Origin of the sequence: Dankookia rubra (assembly GCF_004355005.1) — a bacterium.
In the GTDB taxonomy this organism is placed as follows: Bacteria; Pseudomonadota; Alphaproteobacteria; order Acetobacterales; family Acetobacteraceae; genus Paracraurococcus; species Paracraurococcus ruber_A.
The window spans coordinates 17,524-30,271 of the sequence record NZ_SMSJ01000024.1 but is presented as its reverse complement, the minus strand read 5'-3'; the positions used below and the strand labels follow the sequence as shown (position 1 = coordinate 30,271).

At 64.0% G+C, this 12,748-nt stretch carries 9 protein-coding genes; 7 read left to right on the top strand and 2 right to left on the bottom strand.

The window, feature by feature from the left end; translation table 11 throughout:
• Positions 1-13: 13 nt before the first annotated feature.
• Together mobF and E2C06_RS17800 are read right to left on the bottom strand one after the other, a co-directional pair.
• On the bottom strand, positions 14-3,475 hold the full coding sequence (gene mobF, locus E2C06_RS17805) for a MobF family relaxase (RefSeq protein WP_133289968.1): 3,462 nt from the start codon (positions 3,473-3,475) through the stop codon (positions 14-16).
• Positions 3,476-3,686: 211 nt separating this feature from the next.
• The gene (locus tag E2C06_RS17800; RefSeq protein ID WP_133289967.1) at positions 3,687-4,025 is read right to left on the bottom strand and encodes a hypothetical protein; all 339 of its coding nucleotides are present in this window, start codon (positions 4,023-4,025) and stop codon (positions 3,687-3,689) included.
• A gap of 1,115 nt (positions 4,026-5,140) precedes the next feature.
• On the opposite strand from E2C06_RS17800, the gene E2C06_RS17795 reads away from it, so the two are divergent.
• The 7 genes from E2C06_RS17795 (at position 5,141) to E2C06_RS17765 (ending at position 12,734) form a co-directional block, all read left to right on the top strand.
• Positions 5,141-6,007, top strand: coding sequence for a hypothetical protein (locus E2C06_RS17795; protein ID WP_133289966.1), 867 nt, complete (start codon positions 5,141-5,143; stop codon positions 6,005-6,007).
• A 107-nt stretch (positions 6,008-6,114) separates the two neighbouring features.
• A complete protein-coding gene (locus E2C06_RS17790; protein ID WP_133289965.1) occupies positions 6,115-7,110 on the top strand; it encodes a hypothetical protein in 996 nt (331 codons plus the stop codon).
• 602 nt (positions 7,111-7,712) lie between these two features.
• Positions 7,713-8,663, top strand: a complete 951-nt coding sequence (locus E2C06_RS17785; protein WP_133289964.1) for a tyrosine-type recombinase/integrase — start codon at positions 7,713-7,715, stop codon at positions 8,661-8,663.
• 744 nt (positions 8,664-9,407) lie between these two features.
• Positions 9,408-9,848 (top strand): CopM family metallochaperone, encoded by a 441-nt coding sequence (copM, locus tag E2C06_RS17780; RefSeq protein WP_241671341.1) that lies wholly within the window; start codon positions 9,408-9,410, stop codon positions 9,846-9,848.
• The gene (locus E2C06_RS17775) at positions 9,845-11,275 is read left to right on the top strand and encodes a YncE family protein (RefSeq protein WP_133289963.1); all 1,431 of its coding nucleotides are present in this window, start codon (positions 9,845-9,847) and stop codon (positions 11,273-11,275) included. Before copM ends, E2C06_RS17775 begins: the two co-directional genes overlap by 4 nt.
• Before the next feature lie 77 nt (positions 11,276-11,352).
• On the top strand, positions 11,353-11,886 hold the full coding sequence (locus E2C06_RS17770) for an RNA polymerase sigma factor (protein ID WP_133289962.1): 534 nt from the start codon (positions 11,353-11,355) through the stop codon (positions 11,884-11,886).
• Positions 11,883-12,734: an anti-sigma factor family protein gene (locus tag E2C06_RS17765; protein ID WP_133289961.1), complete on the top strand. Its 852-nt coding sequence runs from the start codon at positions 11,883-11,885 to the stop codon at positions 12,732-12,734. Before E2C06_RS17770 ends, E2C06_RS17765 begins: the two co-directional genes overlap by 4 nt.
• Positions 12,735-12,748: the final 14 nt, after the last annotated feature.

Below are 12,748 nucleotides of genomic sequence, written 5' to 3'. Positions count from 1 at the left end.
TTAGGGGATAAACCTATCTGTAGGTCGGCCCTTGGATCTCAGGCTGCTGCTCGTCCAGCGTCGGCTCTGGTCTCGTCAACCCCAACCGTTCGCGCATGGCGGCAACCACTGCCCTGATCTTGGGAGCCGCCTCACTGATTGCGCCCGTGATGGTCTGCACCAGGTTTCTAGCCGCGACCTGGACCTCTCCCCTCGACCCCGCGGTCAGGCTGGCGCCCAAGTCACGGATAACCTCACGGGTGGCCGCAGCGGCTCGCTCAGCGCGCTCTACAGCTGCCTCGACAGTCGGCAGCACGGTCCGCACTGCCTGTTCTTCCTGGCGTCGCGTGGGAAACGCTTGGTCGGGGTTTTGCCCCCTGTTTAGCCGGGATGCGCGGTCGATCTGGTGTCGCAGCAGCAGGTCGCCGGCGGCGCGACGGAGATCCTGTGCCTTCTCCGCTAGGATCATGGCAGAGGTTTTGGCGCCGGTCCTCGACAGGTTGGCTGCGACCCGTTCCCAGACCTGATCTTCCGAGATGGGAGTGCTGTCGCCCAAGGGCCTCTCGCGCAAAATCGCTTCGCGCTCGGCATCTTCGCTGACCATCAGCTCGTGCCGGAGGCGATGGCGCGAGCCGGTGACGTAAGCCTTGCCGGCTGTCATTGCGTCCGATCCACCGCCCATCGTGTCCAGCATCAGATGCCGCGTGATCCCCTGGCTGCCATCGGGCGTGAACACCTCGCCCCTGTTGAGCTGGATCCGACCGCTCTCCTTGTGGGTCAAAGTCTTCCACTTCACGAGGCAGTCGATGTTGTTCGCGCCGCGTAGGATTAGCCCTTCGTCGGTGATCCCTCGCACCTCGACGATCGTCCCGTTGACGCCCAGCTGCATCCCGCCGCCGCGTCCATCCAGGCGCTTGCCTCTGGTCTTGCGGAATAGGCGCACGCGGTCGCCCACAGCGAGGGACAGTTCGAAGGCATCGGCACCGCGACTGTCGGTACACGCAATCACCCGGTCCTCTCCGGTGATCTCGCCGCGTTCGCGGCGGATCTCGCGGATGGCGTTTCCGATGATGCGTGCCTGTGCGTTAGTCGGAGCGGTCACCCCGACCGTCAATCCCTGCGCCGCAGCCTCGTCCGTCATCTCAGCCCATCGCGTCGCTGCAGCAGCGGCGAAGGCCTCGCTGTCTCCGCGGACCAGCTGCGCGGTACCGTCCTCGCGCTTGTTCCCGATTACGACTGCGGCCTGACCTGTTCGCCAGAGCCCGGCGTTGATCTTCTCTTTGTCAGCTTTTTGGCGAATCGTGGTGATGATTGACGGCACATTCTCCTCGCCGAGGGCGCGAATCATTAGGTCGATCGTCGGGCCGGCCTCGACGCTGACGCACTGGAGTGGGTCTCCGATCAGCTTGAAATGGCAGCGGGTCTTTCGCTGGATTTCGAGAAGGCGCCTCGCATCCTTGATCCCGAGCTGTCCAACCTCATCAAGCAGGACGACGGTGTTGCTGTCGATTTTCAGCTTCCCCATGTCGTATCGCCGGATGAAGGCAGCGACGGCGTGGAGGCGATCACCAGACACGCCTGCGTCACGCATCTCCCTCGTCGCGTCCTCGCTGTTGTCGGCGCCTCGTCCTCCGCGCCTACGCTGCTTTCTTGCCTGAGGCCCCTCCCCCTCTCCGTCCGGTGCAGCAATGCCGGCGCCCTCGAGGTCGTTTGCCTGCCTCCATGCCACGGCAATTCCGTGGACCGTCATGCCCTTTTTGGTCCAAGCGTCAACGAGCGGCTGCATCAGGGTGGTCTTGCCGCTGCCGGCGACGCCGATCAGCAAGGCGACCCTGCCGCCCTCCCCGAGGTGGCGCATGCCCCGCAACTGCGCCTCACCATGCTCGTCTTTGAACGACAGTGGATCCTTCGCACGCGTTTCAGCGCGTCGGACCGCAGCCTTGATCTCAGCGTGCGTCAGCGCGCCCGTGCGGTCTGCGGCGGCCTCGCGCGTCAGCTTCACCACACGCTGCTCGTTGTCGATGTGGCGCTGGGTTGTGACAAGCGTCTCGTCGCCCCGGAGGGATTGGCCGTTCCTTCCGCGGACCCGCTTTCCTCCCGGCCGACCTTCGCCATCTGCCCCCTGCCCCAGGTCTCGTTCAGGGCGCGTCTCGTCAATGACCGGGAGATGGCCGACGATGATAGCAGTCCGCTCGTCGTCCATCGTCACGCCTCGTTCCATCAGGGCGGCCTGGATTCGGTCCACATCCTCAAATCGCTCGTAGAGTCCAATCGCGGCTTGGGCGCAGCACACACGGAGCTGCTGCAGGGTAAGGACGGATTCCTTGGCGAACAGGCTGGCGGCAAGGGCGTCGGCACGTTCGACGGTCTTGGCGAGGCGCTCCTCGTCGCCCAGGGGCTCCGCTTTTGGGCGAGCTGCAAGCTCGTCGTCGGACGGGACGACACCCTGGTGCTCGTAGCCCGCGGCCCGCGCTTGAGCGACCCATTCCTCAAACCGAGCCTGAAGACCCTCCTTCTTGTTCCGATCAAGACCGAGGCTCGCCCGCATCAACTTGTGCTGCTCAATCGGATCCAGGTTGTCGTAGTCGATTCCCTTCTCCGCCGCCCATTTCTTAGCGGCGGCGAGGCCGGCCTTTGCCCGCTTCGAGAAAAGATCCCTGATCTCCTCGGGGATTGCCTTCACGCGCACGGCGCCAGCGCCATCCCACTCTGTCTCGATACCCAGGCGCTGCAGATGGACGGCAAGCCTGGTTTGATAAAGCGCACCAAGCTCGTGCACGCGGCCGCGCAACCGCTCGCTGTCGACGGTGCCGACGTGAGCCTTGCCGTCCGCGTCGTGGGTCAGGACAAAATTCGGGATGAAGGTATGAGTGTGAAGGTTGGGGTCGCCTGGGAGGATCGTATCCTTCACCGTCGGGTCGTCGGCGTAGAGTGCGGAGGCCGGAACCGGTCGGCTGGCGGTGTGGTCAAATTCAAACCAAGCCAACTCGCCTTCAACGGTCTCGACGCCGTCCTTACCTCGCCGGGTGTAGCCCATCTCAACGGCGATCTCGCGCATCGTGTCTGCGACCGCCTGGCGGTGCGCGCTTAGGATCGCTGCGCGCTCGTGCGGGGTCTGCGCTAGGGCGAAGGCGACCGATACGGAGCGGTCGGCCGAGAAAGTGTAATCGAACCCGGCAACCGTCGCCTCTTTGTTCAGCCACTCGTGCCGCCCATTGGCCGTCTTGCCGGTGATGACGTTTTCCAGGGCCTTGGTGTCCGGCGCGCTGTCCTTGCCGATCCCCAGGTAACGGGCAACAGCGTCGCTGACCCCGGCCCCCACCCGCACCGGGCCCTGGCCGCCGGGGTAGGCCGCCATCCCTTCGGCCTCCTTGCGGTGATACTGAGCGAGGCCGGGATCGAGCCCGGCCTCGAGGTCCAAGTTCAGCTCCTCGCTGAGATAGTCGATGATGTCTCTGGCCTTCGCCTGCCGGGAGACCTTCTTGGCCGTCATCATTGCCGGGGTGCTCCGCGCCGCTCGGCCAGCGGCAGATCAGGCCAGGTGGGCGCCATGCCGGCGCTGAAAGCCGCGCCGGGTAGGGGAGGCGCGGTAACGGAGGGGGGCACGACGCTCCGACCGGTGAAATAATCAGCCAGGTTGTCGAACGGCCTCTCGATCTTCCGGATGGTCACCATAGCCCTATGCCTTCCCCTTCCTCTTGCCCGGCTCAGGCCTGTGGCAGCCCGGTGTTGTTGATTGCCATGTCGATGCCTGTAGCTACGGCTGTTCCAATCTGCTGGGTGAGGGCCTCCTGGAACGCCGATTGGGCGGCTCGAAGCGCCTGGAGCTCGGCGCTCTGGCGGTCGATTGAGGCGCTGAGCCGGTCCATGGCGTCAGCCAGCTTCTCAAGCCCCTTCGTCTCCGGCTCGGCTTTCACGTGCGATAGGACTTCGGTGAGGGTGCGGGTGTGCTGCTGGACGATGTCCAGGGTCGCCCGCTGTGTGCTGGTCGTGGCCTTGGCATCGCGGACAAGGGCCGCCAGCAGGGCTTCTGGGGTCTCTGGCATAGGGCGTTGCTCTCGATCAGAGGTTGCGGAAAGAGTGAAACAAAAAGAGTTACAGCAAGGTTGGGCGGGCCGTTCTTTGGCCGGAGTGTAGCCCCGAACTCTGAAACCGTACCAGAGGATGCATTGGTATGGAAGATAGGGGAACCTATTTTAGGGCTCCTCTATCTTGGGCAGACCCCTATTTTTGGTGCGTGCTTTGAAAGTGCTTGACCCCTAAAATCGGGTTCCCTATCCTTCCGAAATCGTCTCTATTTAGGTTACGTTTGGAGCAACCGTGCCGCGTATTGCGCCTAGGACCAGGGAGGAGATCGGGTTGTTGTCGGAGGAGATCCGGCAGCACCGGCCGTTCACTGGTACGGTGCGGGGGTGGCTTCGGGCGAACCTAGACCTGATCGACGCTCTACAGGCTGGCACATGGCAGCCAACTAGGCAGCCGGGTGAGCCACCTAGGTTTGTCTATCCCCGTCGCTGGCCGCTCGACAGCGTTCGAGAGGCGCTGGTGTTGGGGGGGGTTCACTACGCGAATGGGTCGCTCACGCTGCACACCGTTAACAGCGAGCTCCGGGACCTCCGGCGTGAGGCGGCCTTGGCACAGGCTGTCCAGGGTGGGCAACCCGAGCAGCTGGCACGCTACGTGTTTGGCGCGGCCTCTGTGGGGCGTGATTCAGTTCGTCCAGTAAAGGCACCGAAGCCCGTGCGGGTTCTTTCAGCCGAGGAGCCGAGAGAACGGGAGGGCTTAGCCAGTCCGACACCAAACTCCGTGCAACAGGGCCCTCGTCCGGCGGAGAGGGTGCCGGAGTGGAAGCGGAAGGCGGAGGAAAACCGGGGCAAGGTCCCACCATCATCGCCCATGCTGTCGCGGGCGAACCAGATCCAACAGCTGATCGACGGGGACGATTCCGAAGGGGAAGCCTAACCGGCTGTTTGGAGAGGCCGGCGACACTGGGCCTTGGAAGCAAGTGTCGCCGGCCTGCTGCCACACAAACTAATAGGAGCTTGAGATGGCAACTAATACTTTGCGCGTTCTGACCGCTGGAGGCAAGGGCGGTACAGCCAAGACCACCACCACGGCCCTAGCAATCTGTCTCTTGGACAGTTACGGGCGGTCTCCGTACGTGCTCGAAGTCGAGCGCGAACAGACTGATAACGCCGAGGCTGACAAACTCCGCAAGTTGTCCCGCCTTTTGCGCACCGCTAAACGCGAGGTTGATGTTCGCGTGGACCTGCCCCAAGGCCTCGATGTGCAGCGTAACCCTCAGGGGGCTCTCCGGCCGTTCGAAGCGGTTATGTCGGCGTTGGAGGGGACGCGGCCTGCAGACGGCCGGGATGTCGTAATCGACACGGGTGGCGGTATCGCAGCAGAGCTCCTGCGGCTCTGCGAATATGCAGATCACGGCGAGATCACCGAAGGCGGCGAGGGGATCATCCTGATCGTGTGCTGCAAGGTCGACGACGCTTCCTCAATCGATGACGCGGAAGCTCTCGCAAAGCAGTTTCGGGCGATCTATCCCAAGGGCCGCGTCGTCGGTGCGCTGACCTTTGTCCAAGCCGACGCGAATGGCGCGAATAGCAATGCCGGGCGAGCTCGGCAGGTGATGCGACCGGTTTGCGATGCGCTGGCCGAGATGCGAGTAGAGACATCCGCCTATATGTCGGTGTTGTACGGCCAGGGGTTTTACTGGCCGGCGCGGTTGGCTGGCTACGTCTCTGACGATCTCAAGGTTTCCGCCCCGAAGGCGGCAGATGCTTTGAGCAAGCTGGCGGCTTTAGACGAGGGGACGCAGCAGGTTCCGTTGTCGGTGGCGATGACGAACATTGCGAGGAAGCGTTACCTCGAATGGTATGACGAGTGTATGCAGCAACTTGACCAAGCACTGATGCCTCAGGCGCCGGGGATTGCTGCAGACCCTATCGAAGCCGGAGCCGGGACCGCACCCGCTCCGGCCTCCAAGAGGGCGGTAAGCGCTGGGAGCCGAGTCTAACCGAATGGCGCGACTGGCGGGCGCAAACGGATCAGGAGGTACGCACCGCCTCTGAGGCGGCGCGTACCGAGTTCGAGCGTCTGACAGAGGCCAAGTTGGCGGCGGCAATGGACGGCGAGGGACCCCTCGCCGCCTATTTCACGCTGTTAGACAAGGCTGACAGGACGCGACTACGGCGCCGACTTCATGTTGTCGATCAGGCGTGGAAAAGCGTGATTGATCAGCGGCAAGCTGTCCAGGCCATACTGTCGCCGCCGCCTGTCCCTCCGGAGCGTCCAACGCTTGCCACGACCTACGAGTATTGGCGGCGCATCTACAGCGATGCGGCCAACAGCGGTGGCAGGCCAACGACGGCACGCCAGGCACGTGCGGTGATGGATCTGGCTGGTCGTGCCCGCAGGATCTGCGGCGCGGAGCCGGATGACAATCTCGACCGCTCGGTGGAGACGCCGCGGGATGCCGTGCGGGCCATTGTCGAGCTCGGTAAACGGACCTGGCTGAGCCGAAAAAATCCGCCGACTGCGTCCACCACTATCAGGCGCGCGTGGCAGTGGTGGCATAGGGGCTGCCTCAGGCTGGTGGAGTTTGACCTACCTGGATCTCTAGTGGCCGCAGGTGAGGCGGACAGTCTCGAAGAGGCTGATAAGCGGATAAAGCAGGCTGTTGCGCCCCTGCTGAATCGGCTTCCGGAGGCAAGCCTCGATGCCTCAGGCAGCGGTGATCTTGCTTTGGAGCGCTTACTGGGGGAAGGATGGGAAGATCTGAGGGCCGTGCTCAAAATCGAAGCAGTCCTCGCTAAACACAAACGGACCCTGGCTGAGCAAGACGATGTGCCTCTGGCCTGCGCTCCGAATGACCACCCAAAACTAAGTGCAGCAATCGCACGGCTTGGGAAAAATGATGCGCTGGCTGCTGCCACCGGCAAGCCGCGCACAATCGCAGTAAAGCCGGCACCATCCCGCAATCCAGCGGTCGCAGTGCAAGAGGGAGGGGAGGGCGGTGGGAGACGGAAGTCGACCGCGATGGTGGCTCCGCCTCCAGGGCCGCTTGCTCGTCTCGTGGCGGGTCTGCGTCGCTGGGTAGGTGGTCGCGCCCCCAGCTGACACCGGCCACTCTGATAAGGTTGCGCGCCGAGAAGCCATTTGTGGCACGGCCGGCTATGTGTCGATAATACAGGATAATTATGCCTTGATCGGCCCGAAATGGTGCTCGCCGTCGACGGGGTGACGCAGTAGGGCAGGGGGCATGCGTGACCCCATCCGACAGGCTGAGCGGCTTCTGGCTACTCGCCTCCGCTACACAATCAATACTAACTACGAGGATCGGGCCATTACCACTTCGGCGGCGATCAGCGCTGCGATCGGCTTGCCCGCAGCAGAGGCCATAAGTCTTATAAATCGTCGGCAGTGGCGCGCTGAAGACATGCCGTTCTTCAAACCGTGGCAAGGCGGCTCGAGCTCGACGTCGTGGCGCCGGATACCGACCTCTTGCGGGGGAAGGAGTGAGCCGGTGATGGCCCCGAAAGCTCTCTCGGACCTCCGTTGGCAGCTGGCAAGGCCGTCAGGCTGCGCTAGCCCGGTTGGTTTTACCGGCTGCTGCTGCCCAAGTCCTGCGGTGACTCAGGCTCCATAATAGTTCTTCTGGAGCCTTTGATGCGCATGCCATAATCTCTGCCTCAGTCCGCCGAACCCGTTGGAAACGCTGCATGTCCGAGCTGACCATCCTCCCCGCCGCGGACCTGGCCTTGGCCGCCGACTATGCCCGTCAGGCCCTCGCACCGGCGACGCTCAAGGCCTATGCGGCGGACTGGGCAGAGTTTTCGACGTGGTGTCAGCAGAAAGGTGTCTCGGCCTTGCCTGCCGCCGCCACCACCGTCGCGGCCTATCTGGCCTCGATCGCCATCAGCCATGCCCGCTCGACCCTGCGCCGTCGGCTGGCGGCGATTGGCCGGGCGCACCAAATGAAAGGTGTCGCCTGGACGACGTCGCACCCGGCGATCCGCGACACGCTGGCCGGAATCTTTCGGCGCCACGGCATGCCGCAGCGCCAAGCTGCGGCGATCGGCACCGTCGAGCTGCGTCAGCTGGTGGCCACCTGCCACAGCGATCTGGCCGGTCAGCGCGACCGGGCTTTATTGCTACTGGCATTCGCCGGTGCGCTGCGTCGCTCGGAACTGGTCGCCGTGCAACGTGAGCACATCACCTTCACCGCCGATGGGATGAAGCTGCTCATCCCCCGGGCCAAATCCGATCAGGAAGGCCAAGGCGTCGAGCTGGGCATCCCGCGCGGCCGCAAGCCCGAAACCTGTCCGGTCCGGTCGATGGAGGCTTGGTTGCGCACCTCGGGCTGCGCGTACGGCCCAGTGTTTCGGAAGGTCGACCGCTGGGGTACGGTAGAGCGGACCGCGCTACACCCCTACGCCGTGCCGAAGCTCCTGGCGCGGCGGGTCGCCTTGGCCAAATTGAGCTGCACCGAGCTCGAGAGGTTGTCCGCGCATGGCCTGCGCGCCGGCTTCATCACCGAGGCCTATAAAGCCGGGGCCCGCGACGAAGCCATCATGGCGCATTCCAGGCACAAGGACGTCAGGACGATGCGTGGCTATGTCCGACGCGCGAAGCTGGTCGCCGAGAGCCCGGCTGGACTGGTCGGGCTCTAATTCGAAAAACCTGCCGCTGCACCTTGCTGCGAGCGGTTGCAAAACCTGGCAAATGCTCGCTGACGATTCTGCGGACCTGAACCCGGCAGCGCGTGGCAAGCCCGCTCCATGCCCATTCTGGTCGTGTTTGGCATTCGGCCAGTAGCCACAAAAACGCGCTCGGCGGAAAGCGTTACGGTGGTGCCCTCGCTGTCGTGGGCGACGAGTTCGACCTTGCCGTCCTCGACCTGTCAGATGGCTTCGTAGGACACACCGTGTCGGATATCGACCTCTGCCTGGGTTAGCACCATCCCGATGCCGGATGGCGGGCTCACCGCCACTCTTCTGCTGGCGGTCGAGGATCAGATCGCTCTTCGTCGTCAGCATCCAGGCATACCCGCTCGACTAAACGCTGACTTGGTCAATGGGCTGCTAAGGCGGCCATTCAGGGCAGGGTAGGGAGGAGCGCGATGACCATCCTGCCACCCTAGCCTGGCCTCGCGCCGGTCACTGGATGCTGGATCCCGTACAGTAGGCCCGGGCTGCCATCGCGGACTTGCCGAGATCACTGCTTGGTTGCGCCTCGGCCAAAGCCGAAATTTCACCATCCCCGCAGGCGTCACTAAGCCAGCGGTGCCCGCGCCGGACCTCCGCCACACCTCTGGGCGAAGAATTTTGAGTCGGCGGGAATAACCTGCCGCGGCCAGCGTCTTATGCACGACCTATCGACCGTGATTACGAAACAGCTGCAGGGCAAGGCGCGGAATGGCTTCTGAAATGATGCCGGTTGCTGTTCGAACTTTTCTAAAGCGTTCGCGCTTCGCACTCGTCATGGCCACCTCATTGCTGCTTGCCTTTGCCGCGGGTGGAGCTTCGACGAATGCCAGCGCCACCCCCGACAGCTTTCAAGGTTTGATGGAGGCGGCCATGCGCCGCATGCACATCGCCATGACGGCACCGGACACCGGCAACCCCGACCATGACTTCGCCGCCATGATGATCCCGCACCACCAGGGTGCCATCGACATGGCCGAGATTCAGCTCCGCTTCGGCAAAGACGAACGGCTTCGTCGCCTGGCCCAAGGCATCATCGTCGAACAGCGGCAGGAAATTGTTGTCATGCAGCAGGTGCTCGAGACGCTACCGGCGCAGTCGTCGGCAACGGATGCCCATTCCCATACTCATCCCAAAGGTACCGTACGATGACCGGACGCTTTGCTGCTTTGCTTCTGCTGACCACGGCGCTACCTGCGTTCGCTGGTCAGGCACCAGGACCCGCGGATGCGCCGGACATTCCCATCAGCAAGCAGGATCGCTTCTACAGCTCCGATCAGTTCTCCAACACAGTCTCGGTAATCGATCCGTCCAGCAACACGCTGCTCGGCGTGATCCGTCTTGGCGATACAACGCCGGCAAATCTCAGTCCGTTGTATCGCGGCCAGCTGCTGGTGCATGGGATGGGCTTCTCTCCAGATCATCGGACGCTCGCGGTCATCTCGATCGGCTCGAATTCGGTCAGCTTCATCGACACTGCGACGAACCTCGTGAAGCATGTCGCCTATGTCGGCCGTTCGCCGCATGAGGCGTTCTTCACGCCTGACAGGCGAGAGGTCTGGGTGAGCGTGCGCGGTGAAGACTACATCGCCGTTCTCGATGCCGGGACGTACCAGGAGACCGGCCGCATCAAGGTGCCGAATGGTCCGGGCATGACCATTTTCTCGCCCGACGGCGCCTTTGGCTACGTCTGCTCCAGCTTCAGTCCTGAGACTGTCGTGATCGACACGAAGTCTCACGCGATCGTCGGCCGGGTGAAGCAGGAAAGCCCGTTCTGTCCTGACATCGCGGCGACACCCGATGGGCGGCAGGTCTGGCTGACACTCAAGGATGTGGGCCGCACCATGGTGTTCGACGCACGCCCCCCCTTCGCGGTCCTGCGGGTGCTCGATACCGGCCCCATTACCAACCACGTCAACTTCATCCGGACGCCGCGTGGCCAGTTCGCGTATGTCACCGTTGGCGGCCTGAATGAGGTCAAGGTCTTCCGCACCGACACTTTCGAACAGGTTACTGCCATCCGGGTCGGCGCGCTGCCGCATGGCCTATGGCCATCCGGTGACGGAACCCGGATGTATGTCGGGCTGGAGAATGCCGACGCCGTTGCGGCGATCGATACCGCGGCCAATGCGGTCGTAGCGACAATCCCGATTGGTCAGGGCCCCCAGGGTGTGGCCTACGTGCCTGGCGCCGTGCCGCAAGGCGAGGGCAGGGACAATCTGCAACCCCCCGGTCTCGCGGCCAACTCCGTGCAGCTCCTGCTCACCGGCGCGGATGGCCGCACTGGGACGCAGGTGACGCTCTTCGATCAGGGCCCGCTTCAGATTCTACAGGCGGCAGCGACCGGCCTGCCGCCTGGGAAACCGCATGTCCTGGCTCTCTCAACCCAGGCGGACGGGACAGGGCCGCTGCAGGTTCTGGCATCCTTCATGACAAACCCCGCCGGGGCCGCCATCGTCAATACGGTCGGACCAATCCGGCAGGTCGTCCAAGAAAATGCTGGCCCGGTACGGCGCTATCTGGTCATCGCCCCCGGCTCCGCCGCCCAGCCCGGTGCTGCGCTGCAGATCCAGAAGTAGCACCGCTTGGGATCGACGATCCTACTCTGAGAGTAAAGGGATGACGGTGGATGGGAATGCGTAGCCGGGAGGGAGAGATGGCGGCGCTGATCGAGCCGCATATTCCCGCCCTGCGACGCTTCGCCTGGGCGTTACTGCGTGACGGCACCGTCGCCGATGATCTGGTGCAGGATTGCCTGGAACGGGCGATAGCCGGCTGGCACCTGCGTCACCACGATGGCAACCTCAAGGCCTGGCTCTTCGCTATCCTGCACAATCTGTTCCTCAGCAACCGGCGTCGCTCTGCCCGCGGCGGCATGGACCGTTCGTTGGACGATGATGGCGCGGCGGCGCTTATGCGGGCCGACCCGACGGCGACTCTCGCCGCCGAAGGCCGACTGGTCTGGCAGGATGCCCTCACCGCGCTCGAGGCACTGCCGGAGGACCAGCGGGCAGTGATCCTCCTCGTGGGCATCGAGGATCTTTCCTATGAGGAGACGGCACGTCTGACCGGTGTACCAATCGGCACTGTGATGTCGCGTCTTTCCCGCGGACGGGAGCGCTTGCGCCGTCTGCTGGACGGCGAGGTGGTCAAGGCTGGCGCCCAACAGGCGCTCAGGAGGGTGAAGTGACGGCCGCCAGCAGCTCTGAGGTTCCAGTCGGCGAGGATGACCTCCAGGCCTGGATTGATGGTCGTCTGTCATCGTCCCGGCGCGATGCGGTCGAGGCTTGGTTCGCCATGAACCCCGAAGTGGCCGCTCGGCTCCGCAGCATGGCTTCTCAGCAGGAGAAGCTGCGTGCCGTCTTGCAGCTGAAGCACGATGAGCCGGTGCCGGCGCGGTTGCGGGTTGCCAATTTGGTCGCGGCACGGCGGGTCGCGCGTTGGCAGGGAATGCGTCGAGTCGCGTCCGTCTGCGTCTGGCTAGTGGCAGGGGGAGCAATGGGGTGGGTAGGTCATGCTACCCTGTCCGACGCCACGCGGGACCGTGCACCGACTGCCACCGCGATGGCGACACGGCCGATGGTGGCGGAGGCCATCGCAGCCCACCGGGTCTTCGCGGCCGATCTCGGCCGCCCGGTGGAGGTGGCTGCGGCACAGGAAGCGCAACTTGTAACCTGGCTGTCGAACCGGCTTGGGCGTCCACTGGCTGCGCCCGACCTGCTACCGCTGGGATACCGGCTGATCGGCGGCAGGCTGCTTGCGGGCGCCGGCGGCGACCCGGCTGCGCAACTCATGTACGAGGATGCCCGTCGCTTGCGCCTTACCGTCTATCTGCGCGCCGACCACGCCGGCCCGACCGGAACGGAGTTTCGCTTCTCCGATGATCCGGCGCAGGGGGTCACCGCGTTCTGGTGGGTCGACCGTGGGTTCGGCTACGCGGTGTCGGCGGAAGGCCTCGATCGCCCTGTTTTGCTGAGTGTGGCTGAAGCGGTGCATCGCCAGGTTACCCAACGCGGTACACCGAGCCCAAGCCTGTGACCCGACTACGGTTC